Raw genomic sequence first — 18007 nt, 5'->3', positions numbered from 1 at the left:
AAATGCGGATACTGTTCACCGTTATAGGGCTGACTGGCGTTTTACTGATGGGAGCGTGCAGCGGGGCAAAGCAATCTGCTTCCCACGAAAATACCTCCGTCAGGAATGCTGCTGTGCTTGCGCAGCGGTCGGATAGTCTTTTCTTTGCCGCCCAGCGCTCGAAAATGCTTGGCGACTTCCGTACTGCTATCACACAGTATTCAGATTATCTTCGGTTGAATAAGAATAATGCTACGGTTAACTACGAGCTGGCGCGCTTACTCATGGCAGATGGGCAGAACCCGGCCGTAGCCCTGAGCTTTGCCCGGAAAGCAGTTACGCTGGATCCCCAGAATCACTGGTTTCAGGTGACATTGGCAGATGCCTATGCGGTTAATGCCCGGTTCGACAGTGCCGCTATCGTTTATGATGCACTGTCAAAAAAGTATCCGGGTAATGAAGATTATCTCTACAACAAGGGAGTACTGCTGGCGAAAGCCAACAAACCTGCTTCTGCATTAGCTACCTTCAACGAGCTGGAAAAGAAAGTAGGGGTAGTGGAAGAACTGATCTATCAGAAACAGAAACTGCTGCTGAAAATGAGTATGGTAGATGAGGCCGCAGCGGAAGTAAAAAAACTGATCAGCCAATCTCCGGAGGAAACCCGCTATTATTACCTGCTCGCTGAAATATTCGATGCAAACGACCGGGAAAAAGATGCAGCAGATGTATACTGCAATATCCTGACAAAAGATCCTGATAATCCCAGAGCGCTGATTGCCCTGGCCACTTATGCGCGTAAGCACAATGATATGGTCACCTACTGGGATAATCTGAAAAAAGCTTTCGCCAATTCTGATTACAGCATTGATGAAAAAGTGGCTTTCGTATATCCTTACCTGCAAATGATGAGCCTTGATACCACAAAGCTCAGTGAAGGACTACAGCTCACCGATCTTATTATCAGGGCGCATCCCAAAGATGCCAAAGCATTTGCATTGCGTGGAGATATGTTCTCTCAGGCCGATATGCTCGATAGTGCTGAAATCAGCTACAGAAAAGCACTCAGCCTGGATGAATCCCGTTTTTCTGTATGGTATCAGCTGATGTGGATCTATTCCCGTAAAGATGATCCTACCGCCCTGCTTACGCTCAGTAATACGGTAACAACAAAATTTCCCAAAGAATTTATGGGCTATTACTTCAAAGGAGTAGCGAGCTTTCTGTTGCAACAATACCCCAATGCTATCAGTTCTCTGAACACCGCACTGGAAATCGGCAACGGCGATAAGAAATTCATGGGGGATATTTACTCCCTGCTGGGAGATTCGTATCATGCAACCGGGCAACACAGGCTATCAGACAGTGCCTACGAACGGGCATTGCTCTTACGCCCGAAAGATGCCCTGATCATGAACAACTACAGTTACTACCTCTCACTGCGCGGCGAAAATCTTGACCACGCCGCGGAACTGTCGAAGGAGTCGCTCGAATTAGAACCCGATAGCCCGACATTTATGGATACTTACGCCTGGATACTCTTCAGGCAGGAAAAATTCACGGAAGCAAGGCAGTGGATAGAAAAAGCACTGCAGTATCCGGAAGCCCAGAAGAATCCGAATGTGCTGGAGCATTATGGGGATATCCTGTTTAATCTGAAAGAAGTTACAAAAGCAGTAGAATACTGGCAGATGGCCAAAGACAAAGGAGCTTCCTCTGTAGGCCTTGCACGTAAGATTGCTGAAAAAAGATATATTCAATAAGCTGGCGGCGCAAAGAGTCATCAGCCTTAAGTTCATTACTCAATGGAGAGGAAAAATATAGTCACGTTTTTAATTATAATGATTGGTCTTGGTATGGCGGCTTGCCGTCATCCTAAACAGCTGGCACGGAATTCTTTCCCGGCAGCGGACACAGGTAGGGTGGTAGCTGTAAAAGACAGTGCATCTAATGAAGAATTAAATCGCTTTACCGGCGAAATGCTGAAAGGAATTCATGTAAATCATATTGATTTCAATACGTTTTCCGGCCGGGTAAAACTGGCTTTTGAAAGTGATAAAAAAAGCCATAATAACCTGAATGCGACTTTCAGGATCAAGAAAGACAGCATTATCTGGGTGTCGATATCAGCACCGATTGTGGATGAGGTAGTAAGAGCCGTGATAACACCTGATAGTCTTAAAATGTATAACAGGCTCGACAAGCAACTGTTTCTCCGTAAGATGGCAGATGCTGAGCAGTTGCTGGATATACCTTTTGATTTCCAGACCCTGCAGGATCTGCTGATCGGTAATCCGATCTATCTTACGGATTCTGTTTATCAGGTCGTTAAAACACCATCTATTATTTCGTTTAGTTGCGATCATGCAAAGTTCGTGAGCCTGTTTAATGTGTTTGCAGATGATTACGGACTGCAGCAAAGCAAAGTGATGGATAAGGATAGTGCCGGCATTGCAAAGCGTTCCTGTGAGCTTACATATGGCGACTATACGAAAGTTGCTGGCCGGAAATTCTCCACCACACGTCGTATATACGTAGAAGAGAAAAATGTAACCAAAGTAGCGTTGGACTTCACCCGTTACGATTTTGATATACCACTCAGTTTCCCATTCAACATGCCGGCCAACTATAAACGCATGTAAGGGGCCGCTGGTTAAATGTTAGCTTCATTTAACCATTAAAGGTTTGTATATTTATTTAATTTGCAGTTACTAAAACAAGTCATGTTGTATTTGAAGAAGATTATCCCGTTTATATTGATGCTATGGTTCGTACCGGCTATGTTGGCTGCCCAGAATAGTGGGCAACAGCAACAATCGCGGGAAGAGCTGGAGCGTAGAAAAAGGGAGCTGCAAAAAGAGATAGAAGAAGCAAACGAACAATTAAAGGAGACAAAAAAATCAACCCGCGAAAGCCTCGGACAATTGCGTGCCCTGCGTGATAAGATCACGCTGCGTACCCGTCTGATCAATAATATCAATGAAGAGATCAACTTCATAAATGGAGACATCAACACGGCGGCCAGGGATGTGAAAACCCTGCAGAAAGATCTGGACACCCTCAAGGCCCAATATGCCCAGCTGGTAGTGTACGCCTATAAGAACCGGTCGTCTTACGACATGATGAACTTCATTTTTTCCTCTCAGAGTTTTAATGATGCGGTAAAACGTTTTCAATATCTGAAACAATACCGGGAATACCGCAGGCGTCAGGCAGATAACATCGTTTCCACACAGGAACAGCTGAATAAAAAGATTCAGGGCCTGGAAACACAGCGTACCAAACGTTCGGATGCCCTTAAAACAGAGCAGGATCAAAGAACGATTCTGGAAGACGATAAAAAAGAAAAAGATCAGGTATTAACTAAACTGAAGGGCCGTGAAAAAGAGCTGGTAGCAGATATTAACCAGCGAAACAAGGATGCCCAGAAAGTACAGGCCGCCATCCGTGCGGTAATTCGCAGGGAAATTGAAGAAGCGCGCCGTAAAGCAGCAGAGGAAGAAGCTGCCCGCCGCAAAGCTGCGGAAGAAAAACGGAGACGTGAAGAAGAAGCCCGGAAAGCTGCAGCACTGGCCGCCGCAGAAAAAGCGAAAGCTGATGCCGCCGCTGCTGCTAAAAATAATAATGCCGCCACACCTACTCCGGCAGTTCCTGAAAAACCAGTTACCAAGCCACCGGTAGCCGCGCCCGAACCCGAAAAACCTGTTGCCCGTACAGAAAACGTACTGGAAGCAACCCCGGAAGCACTTGCGCTGTCCGAAAGCTTTGAGGCTAACCGCGGAAAACTCCCATGGCCGGTAGATGCAGGGAATATCATTGAGCATTTCGGTATCCACCAGCATGCTGTAATGGAACATATCCAGGTACCTTCCGATGGTATCGTTATTGCCACTAATAAAGGCGGTGCGGTAAAATCTATCTTCGACGGGGAAGTAAAATCGGTAGTGGTGATGCCGGGATCAGGCTATGTTATTATTATTCGTCATGGACAATACTTTACTACTTATGTACGTTTGCAGACTACAAAAGTGAAGAAAGGCGACATGGTGAAAACAGGGCAGGTAATAGGTACTGCCAGCACCAATGATCTTGAAAATACCGGTGAAGTGGAGCTTCAGATCTGGAAAGGAATTACCAAACAGAATCCTGAACAGTGGATCCGGAGAAGATAATCTGTAGAAAAGCAAAAAATAAAAAGCTATTGTGATAATAGCCGATGTAAAACTGTTAACCGGTCATTGGCTTTTTATTTTTTTGTTTTTTGTATCGCACTAACCAAATGCTTATTGTTTGAAACGGAAGTTGATCCCTCTTTTGATGGCCTTGTGGCTGTTACCTGTACTGCTATACGCGCAAAAAAGCAGTAAGCAGTCGCGCGCCGCATTGGAAAACCGGAAACAGGAACTCCTGAAGGAAATAGAAACAGCCACCAGAGAGCTGCAGCAAACCAAAAAATCGACCCGGAAAAATCAGACACTTCAGCACGAGCTGCAGCAGAAGATTGCTGTCAGAAATGAACAAATCCTGAACATCAACAATGAAATCAGCCTGATAAACGGAGATATCCACAATACCAACAATGATGTAACCACCCTGGAAAAAGAAGTAGATTCACTCCGGGCGCGCTATGCACAACTAATAGTTTATACTTACAAAACGAAAGACTCGTACAGCGTATTGAGTTTCCTGTTTGCTGCCACCAGTTTTAATGATGCCTTGCGCCGGTACCAATACCTCCAGAAATACCGGGAGAACAGGCGGAGGGAAGCCGAAAATATGCTGTCTACTAAAGCCCTGCTGGGCCAGAAGCTGGTAGCCCTGCAGGAGCAACGTGCACAAAGAACCGGGGCCTTACGGGTAGAGCAGAAACAACGCGGGAGTCTGATGGCTGATAAGAAGGAAACAGATCAGACAATAGCTCAGCTGCAAGACCAGGAACAGGAGTTACAACAGCGGATCAATAAGAGTAAGGCAGAAGCTCGTCAGGTCGACAAAGCCATCCAGGACGCCATCCGGAGAGAGATTATTGCTGCTCAGAAAAAAGCGGCCGCCCAGGCGCTGGCCCGTAAAAAGGCGGCAGAAGCTAAACGCAGAGCCCATGCAGAGGCCCGCCGGAAAGCTGCGCTGGCTGCGGCAAATGCTGCAAAGAAAGCTGGAAAGAAAGTGAAAATAAAGCCTGAAAAGATAGAAAAGGAAGAGGATACGGAAGATGATGAACCTATGGCCAAAACCTCCACTGAAGACGTATTGGTGGCTACTCCGGAAGCACTGAGCCTTTCCCGCGATTTTGAATCGAACAGGGGCCGCTTACCCTGGCCGGTGGATGCAGGGCGCATTACAGGACATTTCGGGGCAGGAAGAATAGGCAAAATTGATGTGGAACATAATGGCGTGATCATCGCTACTTCCAGGGGAGCCGCTGTTAAAGCGATCTTTGATGGCGAAGTGATTATGGTATTTATGATTCCCGGCGCAGGATATATGGTTACCCTGCGCCATGGGAAATATTTTACCAACTATGTACGATTAACGGATGTACGGGTGGGTAAAGGAAACAGCGTGAAACGCGGCCAGACCCTCGGATTGGCTGCTGCCGCTCCGGGTAGCGGTAATGGTGAAATAGAATTACAACTATACCGGAATGCAGTTAAACAGAACCCGGAAAGATGGATCCGCTCCCGTTAAAGCAACTGTACCTGTTTTTGCAGCACTTCCTCATACAACGCTTCATATCTTGGAATGATATTATCGATATGGAAACGTTGTGCCTGCTCTAAGGCTCCACGCCTTACTTTTGCCAGCAGGGTTTCGTCTTTCAGTAATTTAATGGCATGTGCCGCCATACCGTCAACATCTCCTACTGCACTCATATAGCCTGTTTGGCCAGGTATATTGATTTCCGGAAGACCGCCAGCATTGGAAGAAATCACCGGTACCTGTGCTGCCATGGCTTCCAGCGCAGCAAGACCGAAGCTTTCATATTCAGAAGGCAGCAGGAAAAGGTCGCTGATAGACATTACATCTTCCAGTTGTTCCTGTTTACCAACAAACCTTACATCTTCACAAATACCCAGTTCCCTGCAAAGGCATTCTATGGTAGGCCTGTCTGGCCCGTCGCCCACCAGCAGCAGCTTGGCTGGAATTTCCTGTCGAACCTTTGAAAATACCTTTACCACATCCGGCACCCTTTTCACCTTACGGAAATTGGATACGTGCAGGAGGATCTTTTCGCCGTTGGGGGCAATGGCATTGCGGAAATGCGGCATCTCACGACGGCTGAAACGCTGTGTATCCACGAAGTTGTAGATCACGGATATATCTTTTTCTATGGGAAACGACTTATAGGTTTCGTCGCGCAGGTTCTCCGATACGGCTGTGATGGCATCGGATTCATTGATAGAAAACGTAACCACCGGCTCATAGGTTTTATCCTTTCCTACGAGGGTAATATCTGTACCATGAAGCGTAGTAATAAATGGCACTATTCTGCCATGTTTCCGGGCAATCTGCTTGGCCATATAGGCAGTAGAAGCGTGCGGAATGGCATAGTGTACGTGCAGCAGATCCAGTTTCTGGTTAATGATTACATCAACCATGGTACTGCTGAGTGCCGATTCATAAGGCGGAAAATCGAAGAGCGGGTAGGTGGGTACCTGTACTTCGTGATAATATATGTTGGCGTGAAACGCGTTAAGCCTTACAGGTTGCTGGTAAGTTATAAAGTGGACCATATGGCCTTTGTCTGCCAGGGCCTTACCCAGTTCAGTGGCCAGTACCCCGCTACCACCGTAGGTTGGGTAACATACTATTCCTATTCGCATGTGTTCTTGTTTAACATCCCGCAAAGGTACTAAAAAGCGGAAAGTATGCGGTCAAAGGTGGATGGCCGGTAAACAGCAGGCAGGATGCAGTGGAAACCCTCTTTCAGCCTGCGCCAGCAGGAACCTGGATATTGCTTTAAGCATTTAGCTACTTACCATGTGCTTTTTTATTAGTTTTAACCATAAATTAACCTGCTGATGAAAAAATATTTAGTGCCAATTTTAGTGGCCTGTTCGCTGCCAACCATACTGGTGGCCCAGAACAGGGATTCTGTTACACTAAGAAAACTGGCTGATGAAGTATTGACCCATAGTACCGCTTATGAGAACCTGCGGACACTCACCAAGAAAATCGGCGGCCGGCTGGCCGGCTCCCCTCAGATGCCAAAAGCTGAACAATGGGGCGTAAAGGCCCTGAAAGCTGCCGGAGCAGATACGGTGTACCTGCAGGAATGTATGGTGCCGCATTGGGTAAGAGGGGCGCGGGAAGAAGCCAGGATTATCTCTGCCCGCCGGGATTTCGTACCACCACTGAATGTACTGGCATTAGGAAACTCAGTAGGCAGTGGCCCGGAAGGGATAACTGCACCGGTACTGGAAGTAAGTTCATTCGATGACCTGGAAGCAAAGAAAGACCAGGTAAAGGGAAAGATCGTTTTTTATAACTATCCGTTCAATCCAACCTTCGTTAAAACATTTCACTCCTACAGAGATGCTGTACAATATCGCGGCAGTGGCGCAAGCCGTGCTGCGAGGTATGGTGCGGTGGCGGTAATTGTTCGTTCCATGACGCATGGCGCCAATAATTTTCCTCATACCGGCGCTATGAAATACGACAGTGCATGGCCTAAGATACCGGCAGTGGCTATTGGTCTGGAAGATGCCGACCGCCTGAGTCAGCGCGTGAAAGGCGATGCCAGTGCAAAAGTATTCCTGCGTACTAATTGTATGATGCTGAAAGACACCATTGGGCATAATGTTGTCGCAGAGCTGAGGGGTAGCAGGTATCCGGATCAATATATCACAGTTGGTGGTCACCTCGATTCGTGGGATGTGGCAGAAGGTGCACACGATGATGGTACCGGTTGTGTACAGTCGATCGAAGTACTGCGTGCATTCAAAGCACTGGGCATGCAGCCGGAACGAACGCTCCGGGTAGTCTTATTTGCCAACGAAGAGAATGGCGGCAGGGGCGGCGCCAAATATGCAGCCGAAGCCCAGGCCCGTGGCGAAAAACACATTTTTGCACTTGAAAGCGATGGCGGTGGCTTTACTCCCCGCGGATTCTCTACTTCCATGGATGCTGACAAAAAGGCAAAGATGATTAGCTGGAAACCCTTGTTTGAACCCTATGGGATATACGATTTTGAAGAAGAAGGAGGCGGAGTGGATGTAGGTTTCCTTCATGAAAAGCTGGGCGTGCCCATGGCGGAACTTTCCCCTGATTCGCAGCGTTATTTCGATCTGCATCATGCTGCCAATGACCTGTTTGAAGCGGTAAATAAAAGAGAACTGGAACTGGGTGCTTTTGGTATGGCAGCTTTGCTTTATCTTGTAGATCGGAATTTCTGATCATCCATCACTAAATCTTATTTATGGGACGCTTTGTCTTTATTGTCGTATCTATCATTATCCTTGTACTTGGAGGTGCATTCTTTTACAAATACTATTTTGTTTTCGGACAGGGCGTAAAAGCCGGAGAACTGAATTACTTTGTTCAGAAAGGATACATCTTTAAAACCTACGAAGGCAAATTGATCCAGTCGGGCTACCGGGGAAAAGTAGCCGGCACAATCCAGTCCAATGAATTCCAGTTCTCCGTAAGCAGCGAACGTGTTGCACAACAACTGATGACTGCCAGCGGAAAACAGGTGGAATTGCACTATAAGGAATACCTGGGCTCAATTCCCTGGAGAGGTTACAGCCCTTTTATTGTTGACAGTATTATTTCTATCCGGGATGCGGTGAGATCGGATTTACCATAGAATGGAATTACGAATTAGGAATTACGAATTACGAAAAAACGGGGAGATAGTAGCGAAGTTGATCTTCGCATTTACTATCTCCCCGTTTTTTCGTAATTCGTAATTCCTAATTCGTAATTCTCATCCTGCATAGATCAAAAAAATCGCTGGCCTCTTATGCAGCTCCGGCAGTGCCTTCTTCCATTCTTTGACCGTTTTGGTTTTAATGAATTCGGCAGGATCGGTAATGTCTGCGGCAATACACAATTGCGTATGGTCTTTACAGTTATCCAGTATGTCTTTCAGAAGCTGGTTGTTGCGGTAAGGCGTTTCAATGAACAGCTGGGTTTGCCGTTTTCTTTCTGAAACCTGTTCCAGTTCTCTGATCATCTTTATTCTTTCCGGTGGTTTAACAGGCAGGTATCCTACAAACTGGAAGTTCTGGCCGTTCATACCGGAGGCCATTAGCGCCAGGAGTACTGAGTTGGGACCAATCATGGGTATCACCCGGGCATCAATGCTATGTGCCAGCTTTACGATCAGGTGGCCAGGATCAGCGATAGCAGGGCATCCTGCTTCACTCATGATACCGATATCTTTTCCTTCCAGTAATAGTTGTTTGGCCAAAGTAAGGTCGGGTGGCTGATTTTCATTCATCAGCAACAACTGAAGCGCATCTATATTGATACTTCTGTCGAGCGCCTTTAAATAGCGGCGGGCGGTCCGTTCATTTTCTACATAAAAAACAGATAACTGCTGAACGATGGCAGTTACATAGGCAGGAATACTGAATAGCGCATCTGGGCTCAATACCGTCGGGATCAGAAACACTTTGCCGGGAGTATTCATTATTTCAGTCTTTTGTTTTGTAAGTCAATTGTAGCTGCAATTACGGCATAAGAAGGCGCCAGCATCCAGCCTATCACAGGAATCATCATAAATATATAAAAGACCATTCCATTGCCCAATGCCATTCCTCTGTGCTGGCGGATGAAAGCAATACTCTGTGACATGTTCAGCCGGTGACGCTCACAGCTATAATCCATCATCGAAAAACCATAGAAATAGGATTCTATAAAAAAGCCTACCATTGGTGTCAGCCATCCAACAATGGGAATAAAGGACACAAGCAGCAATATCAGGATAGCGGCAGTCTGGTACACAATATTGCGGCACGACATCTTAATCCCCCGCACTATATCCTGACCCAGCTGTGCCCAGCTGAAAGGGAAATCCTTGTGTTCGAGAATAGCCTCCGTTTTTTCCGACAAATAGGAAAAAACCGGAGAGGCAACTATCAGAAACAGGTATTTAAAATAGGAGAAATACCAGTACACAAATACAATGCGGACGGAGAAAGCCACCAGTATAAATAAAAAACTCAACCAGCTGCTTTCAAGATCCTGTACCCATTCGGTAATATGTAACAGCTTAGTCAGGTATTCCACGAAGTCGCCGGAATAACCCCAAACAAAATAAAATCCGGTAAAAAATAACAGGCAGTAAATGATGCCCGGAATCAGGATCCACTTCCACAGCTTGTGTTGCAATATAAAGTGATGGGCTTTCCCGTAAGACTGGACAGCCGACAGTACTTCTCTGAATGAAAACAATGCCTGAGTTTTTTTTAAGTAATAGAATGTCTGTTTGTTCCCTGTTCAGGAAAAAACGAAACTAAGGCAAAAATCGCATGATTTACCTGATTTTTTTTGATATCCCCCTGTCAGTCGGCATAACCGGCCGGAAATTATGTAAACCTGCTACTAGAAACGGGGACAGAGCGTTTTGTATTTATTGTTCTGGTTCCGGGTGTGAATATAGATGAGGGAAAGTTCCAAACCTCCCCTGTAGTTGGATGCTGCTTTAAGACTGGATACGTTGGTATCATAAGTCAGCCCCACCTGGAATCCTTTTATTTCCAGCCCAACATACGGTATAACGGCATCTTTGGCGCGATACCAGCTACCAAGATAGAAGGTGGTCGGTTGGTCGTTGTCGTCGGTCAGTGCGAAGCCATAAGCGCCTCCAAATGTGAATTCTGTAGCGGTGCTTTGCTTCATGTACAGGATACTCGCATGGAAACGGTCTTTCCCGTTTACCGGCACGGAGCCTCCGCCATGCAGCGTCCAGCGGTAACTCAGACGGTTCTGGGTGCGATCCATAAAAGATTCTGTAGGCTGAGTAATATGATAATAAGAAGCCCCCAGGTAGATATTGGATGCTTCGCCAATCAGACCATTATACAGAATCCCCACGTTAGGATCGAAGTAGGAAATCTTAGGATTCACCAGTGTTTCGTTGCTGGGTATCGAAGGGTTGAAACCATTGTTATCTATCTGGTTTTCAAACTGCAATTTGGTATTGTCCAGCCGCTTTTGTACCAGCGTGCCCTGCAAACCTATAGCCAGTGTGTGATTACCCTCCGGATCAAGGCCTTTGTGATACGCCGTACTGAACGACAGGTATGTGGAGGTCAGCGCACCACCGCCCGTTCTGTCGTACATCGCCATCAAACCTACTCCCCAGATGTCTGTATATGAAATGACATTTTTCAAAATACCAAAATCTACTGCTGCAGTACCGGTAACAAAAGGAGTGGATATACTACGCCACTGAGAGCGGTAGTTACCTGATAAACGATAATCTCCTGAAAATAAACCTGTAAAAGCCGGGTTAAGGGTAAGTGGTGAAGCAAAAAACTGAGAAAAGTGCGGATCCTGCGCCCGCACAGAATTAAAATAAAGCAATATGGTCAAGAATAGTAAAGCTTTTTTCATAGTATTAAGCTTGGCGCATAGGGTTTATGCAATACCCGTGAAGGTACATTAATTAAATCATATTCCAAATTAAATTCATGTATTAAAAAATTATGAGACAAAAAAGGAATAGCAGTTTTGATCTCCTTTTAAAGATACAAAACCGCTATTCCTAAAACGATATTTGTCGTGTTATTGTTGTAATTTATTTCCGAAGGCCAGATCTCCGGCATCTCCTAATCCAGGTACAATATAGCCTTTCGCGGTCAGCTCATCATCAATATCCCCTGCCCAGATAGTGAGGGTGGATTTGGTATTGCGCAGCACATATTCAATACCCACTGTGCAGGCAATAGCCACCACCAGGTGAATATGGCTGGGTTTGCCTATTTCTTCCAGGTGTTCGATGGTTTTAACCAGCGACGCACCTGTGGCGAGCATGGGATCAGAAAGGATGAGTACCTGCCCGTCGATAGAAGGAGTGCTTACATACTCAAGGCTGATATCGAAAGAGCCATCATGATTATGCTTGCGGTATGCGGAAACGAATGCGTGGTCGGCTTTGTCGAAATAGTGAAGCAAGCCCTGATGCAGTGCCAGTCCTGCTCTGAGTATGGTTGCCAGCACCGGTTGCGCTTTGAGTACACTACAGGTAGCGATACCCATAGGAGTTGTCACTTCCTTTTCCTCATACTCGAGTGTTTTACTGATCTCGTATGCTGCTACTTCACCCAACCGCTCCATATTGCGCCGGAAGCGCATACGGTCCTGCTGAACATCTACATTCCTGATCTCGCTTAACCATTCACCTACCAACGAATTTGTTTCACTTAAATTGATAATCATGTGCTATCCCTTTGAGGGCGCAAATTACCGAAAAATAGTGGAACTACTCCCCGTCTTTATCAAGCAGCTTAGCCTTTTTAACCAGCTGTATGAATTCAGCCCGGTATCCTTCCGGATCATTGCCTCTGGCCTTTCCTGCCCAGTTCAGTACCTGGTCGTAGGTAGCATTGCCCTTGAATTCAGAGTGGCGCAGCAATTGTCCGAATGCAGCTACAGCTGCTGCCATCCTGAAATCTTCCGGTGCTTCATCAATTTCGTGATTATTGTAGGGCAGCACCTTTTCCATTAATTGGCTCTGGCTGGCATCCGGCTGTTTGTAGCGCAGCTTTACAGTCAGTACTTCATTCTTGTTGCCTATGATCTTTCCCTGCTGATATTTCAATGGATCTACCCAGTTCACATTTTCTCCTTTGGTACCGGTAGGAACAACTTCATATAATGCGGTCACGGTGTGTCCTACACCCATATCACCTGCATCCTTTTGATCGTTGTTGAAGTCTTCATTCCTCAATACCCTGTTTTCATAGCCTACTAACCGGTATGCCTGTACGAATTGAGGGTTGAATTCCACCTGTAATTTAACATCCTTTGCTACGGTGAATAACGTACCGCCGAATTCGGTTACGAAGGTTCTGCGGGCTTCTTCGAAATTATCGATGTAGGCATAATTGCCATTGCCTTTATCGGCCAGTAATTCCAGCTTATTATCTTTGTAATTGCCCATACCGAAGCCTAATACGGAAAGCGAAATACCTTTCGTTCGTTCTTTTTCGATAAGCCTGGTTAACTCACCGTCGCTGGATACACCCACATTGAAATCCCCGTCTGTAGCGAGGATGACCCGGGTATTGCTGTTGGGGGATTTGAGTTCGCTGGCAATCTGATAAGCCAGTTTAATGCCTTCTCCGCCAGCAGTAGAGCCACCAGCCTGGAGTTGATCCAACGCAGCCAGAATTTTCTTCTTATCGCCGCCATTGGTTGCCGGCAATACTACCCCGGAAGCGCCGGCATATACAACAATGGCTACTTTATCCTGCGGCCGCAATTGCCCGGTCAGTGCTTTGAATGCCTTTTTCACTAACGGAAGTTTATTTTCTTCATCCATTGACCCTGATACATCCAGCAGGAATACCAGGTTAGACGGAGGCAGCTCGCGGGTATCCACCTGTTTGCTTTTCAGTGCAATACGTACCAGCTGATGGGCTGTATTCCAGGGGCATACCGCCATATCGGTATAGATGGCCACAGGATCTTTTCCGGTGGGTGCTTTATATTGGTAATCAAAATAATTAATCATTTCTTCTACTCTTACTGCATCAGGTACGGGCATCTCACCATTGTTCAGGAACCGGCGCACGTTGCTGTAGGACGCTCTGTCTACATCAATACTGAACGTACTTAACGGCTGGTTGGTTGCCTGGTGGAAAGTATTTTCATTGATGGGGCTGTAATCTTCCGTATTGGGTATTCCCGGCGCAGGAGCGGGTACAAAACAACCCGCGAGGTTGCCGGAAACCCCTGCCATCTTGCCTTCCAGTTGTGGGGTGGCCGCATAGTCGGCAATGGGAGCAGCCATGTTTCGGCTACTCACGGATGGTGAAACAACGGGTTCCCCTTTCAATGGTTTGCGCATGATATAGCGGCCGCGGGGAATCTTGAGTTGTTCCAGTATATTCATATGTATAGTAACGGTAGATTGTTCCGGACCTATAATGAGTTCTTCCGGCTTATATCCGGAATAGGTAGCTGCTAATACCACTTGTCCGGGTCTGGTAGTAATAGCGAATCTGCCGCTTTTATCAGTAGTTACGGTATTTTTAGTGCCTTTTTCATTGACCTGAACACCGCTGATGGGCTGATTATTAGCGTAGTTCACCACAGTGCCGGTTATTGTTCTTTTTTGCCGGGCCAGTGCAGTAAAGGCTGTCAGGCAGCCCAGCAACAGAAAAAAGAGATATTTCTTCATGGCGGTATGTTTTTCTGTCAATAGGATGACGACATACAGCCGCTTTCCATAAATAGCAGGAAAAATTTTTAAAAACTACCTTTGTTGAAATTTTTCGCAATGGTATACAACGTGATAGGCACTATGTCTGGCAGCTCGCTGGACGGATTAGATATAGTTTTTGCAGAACTGACGGAGGTTCGCGGCCAATGGACCTATGCCATCCGGGCAGCTGAAAGCCTGCCCTATGAGCCGGAATGGGTGGAGCGGCTGTCTGCGGCTACTTCTTTGCCGGCAAGGGAATATATGCTGCTGCATACCGATTACGGTCATTACACAGGCAGGCGTATACTGTCGTTCATAGAGAAGAATGAACTGGATCACAAGGTGCATTTCATCGCCTCTCACGGACATACCACTTTTCATATGCCGGCACAGCGGATGACTGCCCAATTGGGCGATGGTGCGGCTATTACAGCAGCAACCGGATTGCCTGTGATCACCGACCTGCGGGCGGTAGATGTGGCCCTGGGTGGCCAGGGAGCACCAATTGTACCAATAGGGGAGAAGTTGTTGTTGCCAGGGTATCAGTTCTGGCTCAACCTGGGTGGAATCGCAAATATTTCGGCACAACTCCCGGAACGCTTTACGGCATTCGATGTTTGTCCGGCTAACCGCGTGTTGAATGAACTGGCCGCCGCACTTCACAAGCCTTACGACGATGGCGGCAGACTTGCAGCAGGTGGTACTGTAGACAGTCCGCTGCTCGGCCAACTGAATCAATTGGATTACTACAAGGCGCCCTGGCCCAAATCACTGGCCAACGATTTCGGCACGGATACCATTTTACCGATGATAAATGCGCTTCACATTTCTGTGCAGGGAAAGCTCCGCACCTATGTGGAACATATCGCCATGCAGATTGCTGAAGCAGCCAAAGCCCTGAAAACACAGATGCCTGAAGGGCCGGCAGGAATGCTGGTAACAGGAGGAGGTGCATTTAATACCTTCCTTGTGGAAACGTTACAGCAGCATCTGACGCCGCTGGGTATCACCGTAACGGTACCTGACGAACAAACCATCAGCTTTAAAGAAGCCCTGATTATGGCGTTTATAGGAACCCTGCGCTGGCGTCAGGAAGAGAATATTATGAGCGATGTAACCGGCGCATCGAGGAATTCCATCAACGGAGCACTCTGGAGCAGCCACTAATCGCTGGTTTCCAGCTGTTAGCTATTAGTTAACAGTTGGAAACTATCCCCGTCAAACAATCCCTTATCGCTTAGCTTTAAATGCGGAATCACCAGTAATGCCATAAAAGATAATGTCATAAAGGGAGAGGCAAGAGATGCCCCCAATTCCTTAGCTGCTTTGTCGAGCGCGCTGTATTGTGCAGCTACAGCATATCCGTCAAGATGGCTCATTAGCCCGGCCACAGGAAGCGGGAGCACTTCCGTTTGGTGATTGCCGGCAACACTGATGCCGCCTTTTTCTCTTATTACAGCATTAATGGCGGCTATAATGCTTTCGTCGTCGCTGCCAGTGGCGATGATATTATGACTGTCATGTGCTACTGAAGATGCAATGGCGCCCCGTTTCAGACCGAATCCACGAATGAATGCCACAGCTGGTGGAGCTTTGCGGTACCTGTTCACTACTACAAGTTTCAAAACATCTTCCACAGGATTGCTGTCAACAACGCCGTTGTTTACAGGCATCTGCATTGTAAGGGCATTAGTGATCAGTTGTCCGTCCAATGCTTCTATTACTTTTATTTCCTGTTGTTGCAGGGTGCTATCGTTAACGGATACACGAATATCAGTTGTGCTGATCTCCTGTCCAACAAAGTTATTAACCGGTGTTGAAGGAACTGACGCAATAAGGGAAGTGCCGTTTTCTGCCACCTTAGTGCCATTGATATAAGTAGCAAGAATATTGAAATGCCGGAGGTCATCAGCAACAATAAGATCAGCGGGATCGTTTTCCCTCAGCAGGCCGTGAGTCAGTTTATAATGCAGTACCGGGTTGATACAGGCTGCTCTGAGTACTTTGAAAAGATCGATACCGTGAGCCAGCGCTCTTCTGACCAGCTGGTTAATATGGCCTTCCACGAGGTTGTCGGGATGCTTATCGTCGCTGCAGAACATGATTTTTTCTGAATGCTCGTTGAGCAGGGGGTATAGTGCCTCGAAATTCCGGGCGGCGCTTCCTTCACGGATAAGTATATGCATGCCATATTTCAGTTTATCCAATGCTTCTTCCATCGTGAAGCATTCATGATCCGTACTAATGCCGGCAGCGATGTATTCACGGGCAACCTCGCCACGCAGGCCGGGAGCATGGCCGTCAACAGGTTTACCAGCTTTATGGGCCGCTGCTATTTTAGCCATCACTTCAGTATCTCTGTTCAGCACTCCGGGAAAATTCATCATTTCAGCGAGATAACGGATATCGTTCCGTTGCATTAGCGCTTCAATGTCGGCTACATCAACGGTGGCGCCGGCTGTTTCAAATGTAGTGGCAGGTACACAGGATGGCGCGCCGAAATTGAAATGGAAAGGTACTTTGCTGCCATTTTCCAGCATGTATTCCACCCCTTTTACGCCCAACACATTAGCTATTTCGTGGGGATCGCTCACTGTGGCCACTGTACCATGTACCACTGCCAGCCTTGCAAATTCGGAAGGGATGAGCATGGAGCTTTCCACGTGTACGTGGGCATCAGTGAAACCTGGCAGCAGATAATGCGGATAGCTGTTATTATTACGTTCAATTTTAGAGATATAACCATTGGAGATGTAGACAGTAGCAGGATAGATCTCCTGTTGAAATAGGTCCACAAGATTACCTGAAATCTGAAGTGTATTCATGGCGTAAAGCTAAGGAATAGCGGGCATTTATAATCCTGGCGCATTTTTGGTGAAGATGAGCGGAGAAGTTATCTTTAATGACAAAAGCAATTAACTATATGATCCGTACTAAATTTCTTGCATTCCTGACAGGGGTACTATTGGCTGGTATCGGCGCTTATGCGCAGTCTGTGGATGATATTCTGTCCAAAAACACCGAAGCCATGGGAGGAAATGCTAAGTTGAAGGGACTCAAAACACAATATATAGAAGGCAATATGGAAGTGCAGGGACAGACAATACCAATCAAAAGATGGGTAAAGCAGGATGAAGGTATGCGCCTCGAATTCAATGTAATGGGAGCCAATAATATCCAGGTGGTGACTTCCGGCTCCGGTTGGACCCTGATGCCGGTAATGATGCAAACCGAACCACAGGACATGGATGCGGCAACCGCGAAGTTGATGAAATCTCAGCTGGACCTGAGAGGAGAGTTGTATGATTACAAAAGTAAAGGCAAGAAGATAGAATTGGCGGGAAAGGATACTGTTAACGGTGCTCCTGCCTATAAACTGAAGATCATATCAGAAGATGGCAAAGCAGGATACGCTTTCCTGGATGCGAAAACCTTTTTCGTGGTAAAGATTCTCAACAACGTAAATATTAAGGGACAGGATCTGGAAGTGGTAACGTTATTGTCTGATTACCGGAAAACATCGGAGGGGCTCGCATATCCCGGAACAACTCTGCAGCAACCGGGGGATGTCAAAATTAATATTATTAAGATAGATCATAATGTTCCAGTTGCAGACAGTCTGTTTGCAAAACCTGCCAAATGATTTTTTCC

Annotated in this window: 15 protein-coding genes; 8 read left to right on the top strand and 7 right to left on the bottom strand. The window is 46.7% G+C overall.

Features of this window, described 5'->3' with window-relative positions:
• Positions 1-2 precede the first annotated feature (2 nt).
• From UNH61_RS27285 to UNH61_RS27270, 4 genes are all read left to right on the top strand, one after another.
• The gene (locus tag UNH61_RS27285; protein WP_326995167.1) at positions 3-1742 is read left to right on the top strand and encodes a tetratricopeptide repeat protein; all 1740 of its coding nucleotides are present in this window, start codon (positions 3-5) and stop codon (positions 1740-1742) included.
• A gap of 42 nt (positions 1743-1784) precedes the next feature.
• On the top strand, positions 1785-2621 hold the full coding sequence (locus UNH61_RS27280; RefSeq protein ID WP_339070422.1) for a DUF4292 domain-containing protein: 837 nt from the start codon (positions 1785-1787) through the stop codon (positions 2619-2621).
• A gap of 90 nt (positions 2622-2711) precedes the next feature.
• A complete protein-coding gene (locus tag UNH61_RS27275) occupies positions 2712-4151 on the top strand; it encodes a peptidoglycan DD-metalloendopeptidase family protein (protein WP_326995165.1) in 1440 nt (479 codons plus the stop codon).
• Positions 4152-4269: 118 nt separating this feature from the next.
• Positions 4270-5664 (top strand): peptidoglycan DD-metalloendopeptidase family protein, encoded by a 1395-nt coding sequence (locus tag UNH61_RS27270; protein WP_326995164.1) that lies wholly within the window; start codon positions 4270-4272, stop codon positions 5662-5664.
• Here UNH61_RS27270 and bshA read toward each other — a convergent pair.
• Complete coding sequence (bshA, locus tag UNH61_RS27265; RefSeq protein WP_326995163.1) at positions 5661-6800, bottom strand: N-acetyl-alpha-D-glucosaminyl L-malate synthase BshA; 1140 nt, start codon at positions 6798-6800, stop codon at positions 5661-5663. The two genes, UNH61_RS27270 and bshA, sit on opposite strands and share 4 nt — an antisense overlap.
• A 198-nt stretch (positions 6801-6998) precedes the next feature.
• Here bshA and UNH61_RS27260 point away from each other — a divergent pair, with 198 nt between their 5' ends.
• Both UNH61_RS27260 and UNH61_RS27255 read left to right on the top strand, forming a co-directional pair.
• Positions 6999-8372 (top strand): M20/M25/M40 family metallo-hydrolase, encoded by a 1374-nt coding sequence (locus UNH61_RS27260; RefSeq protein WP_326995162.1) that lies wholly within the window; start codon positions 6999-7001, stop codon positions 8370-8372.
• Between the two features lie 23 nt (positions 8373-8395).
• Complete coding sequence (locus UNH61_RS27255; protein WP_326995161.1) at positions 8396-8785, top strand: hypothetical protein; 390 nt, start codon at positions 8396-8398, stop codon at positions 8783-8785.
• Between the two features lie 120 nt (positions 8786-8905).
• Here the strand turns inward: UNH61_RS27255 and UNH61_RS27250 are convergent, their stop codons facing one another.
• The 5 genes from UNH61_RS27250 to UNH61_RS27230 all read right to left on the bottom strand — a co-directional run bounded on the left by UNH61_RS27250 (position 8906) and on the right by UNH61_RS27230 (position 14332).
• Positions 8906-9613 carry an SAM-dependent methyltransferase gene (locus tag UNH61_RS27250; RefSeq protein ID WP_326995160.1) on the bottom strand — a complete coding sequence of 236 codons (708 nt, stop codon included), beginning with the start codon at positions 9611-9613 and terminating at the stop codon, positions 8906-8908.
• Complete coding sequence (locus UNH61_RS27245; protein ID WP_326995159.1) at positions 9613-10377, bottom strand: EI24 domain-containing protein; 765 nt, start codon at positions 10375-10377, stop codon at positions 9613-9615. Before UNH61_RS27245 ends, UNH61_RS27250 begins: the two co-directional genes overlap by 1 nt.
• 150 nt (positions 10378-10527) lie before the next feature.
• Positions 10528-11541, bottom strand: a complete 1014-nt coding sequence (locus UNH61_RS27240; RefSeq protein ID WP_326995158.1) for a PorP/SprF family type IX secretion system membrane protein — start codon at positions 11539-11541, stop codon at positions 10528-10530.
• Positions 11542-11712: 171 nt separating this feature from the next.
• Positions 11713-12366 (bottom strand): uracil phosphoribosyltransferase, encoded by a 654-nt coding sequence (gene upp, locus UNH61_RS27235; protein WP_326995157.1) that lies wholly within the window; start codon positions 12364-12366, stop codon positions 11713-11715.
• 43 nt (positions 12367-12409) lie between these two features.
• Positions 12410-14332, bottom strand: a complete 1923-nt coding sequence (locus UNH61_RS27230) for a von Willebrand factor type A domain-containing protein (RefSeq protein ID WP_326995156.1) — start codon at positions 14330-14332, stop codon at positions 12410-12412.
• An 81-nt stretch (positions 14333-14413) separates the two neighbouring features.
• Between UNH61_RS27230 and UNH61_RS27225 the strand changes: the two genes are divergently transcribed.
• A complete protein-coding gene (locus UNH61_RS27225; protein WP_326995155.1) occupies positions 14414-15523 on the top strand; it encodes an anhydro-N-acetylmuramic acid kinase in 1110 nt (369 codons plus the stop codon).
• 17 nt (positions 15524-15540) lie between these two features.
• Here UNH61_RS27225 and ade read toward each other — a convergent pair whose 3' ends face one another.
• Entirely contained in the window at positions 15541-17181 is a 1641-nt protein-coding gene (ade, locus tag UNH61_RS27220) for an adenine deaminase (RefSeq protein WP_326995154.1), read from the bottom strand.
• Positions 17182-17279: 98 nt separating this feature from the next.
• Between ade and UNH61_RS27215 the strand changes: the two genes are divergently transcribed.
• Positions 17280-17999, top strand: coding sequence for a hypothetical protein (locus UNH61_RS27215; protein ID WP_326995153.1), 720 nt, complete (start codon positions 17280-17282; stop codon positions 17997-17999).
• The last annotated feature ends 8 nt before the right edge of the window (positions 18000-18007 follow it).

Origin of the sequence: Chitinophaga sp. 180180018-3 (genome assembly GCF_037893185.1) — a bacterium.
GTDB lineage: Bacteria > Bacteroidota > Bacteroidia > Chitinophagales > Chitinophagaceae > Chitinophaga.
This window is presented reverse-complemented; position numbering and strand designations above follow the sequence as displayed.

Bases quoted from the DNA above. Each gene is read 5' to 3' on its own strand.
- bshA (WP_326995163.1), bottom strand. From the start codon at position 6,800: ATGCGAATAGGAATAGTATGTTACCCAACCTACGGTGGTAGCGGGGTA.
- UNH61_RS27285 (WP_326995167.1), top strand. From the start codon at position 3: ATGCGGATACTGTTCACCGTTATAGGGCTGACTGGCGTTTTACTGATG.
- UNH61_RS27260 (WP_326995162.1), top strand. From the start codon at position 6,999: ATGAAAAAATATTTAGTGCCAATTTTAGTGGCCTGTTCGCTGCCAACC.
- UNH61_RS27240 (WP_326995158.1), bottom strand. From the start codon at position 11,541: ATGAAAAAAGCTTTACTATTCTTGACCATATTGCTTTATTTTAATTCT.
- UNH61_RS27255 (WP_326995161.1), top strand. From the start codon at position 8,396: ATGGGACGCTTTGTCTTTATTGTCGTATCTATCATTATCCTTGTACTT.
- UNH61_RS27230 (WP_326995156.1), bottom strand. From the start codon at position 14,332: ATGAAGAAATATCTCTTTTTTCTGTTGCTGGGCTGCCTGACAGCCTTT.
- upp (WP_326995157.1), bottom strand. From the start codon at position 12,366: ATGATTATCAATTTAAGTGAAACAAATTCGTTGGTAGGTGAATGGTTA.
- UNH61_RS27280 (WP_339070422.1), top strand. From the start codon at position 1,785: ATGGAGAGGAAAAATATAGTCACGTTTTTAATTATAATGATTGGTCTT.
- ade (WP_326995154.1), bottom strand. From the start codon at position 17,181: ATGAATACACTTCAGATTTCAGGTAATCTTGTGGACCTATTTCAACAG.
- UNH61_RS27215 (WP_326995153.1), top strand. From the start codon at position 17,280: ATGATCCGTACTAAATTTCTTGCATTCCTGACAGGGGTACTATTGGCT.
- UNH61_RS27250 (WP_326995160.1), bottom strand. From the start codon at position 9,613: ATGAATACTCCCGGCAAAGTGTTTCTGATCCCGACGGTATTGAGCCCA.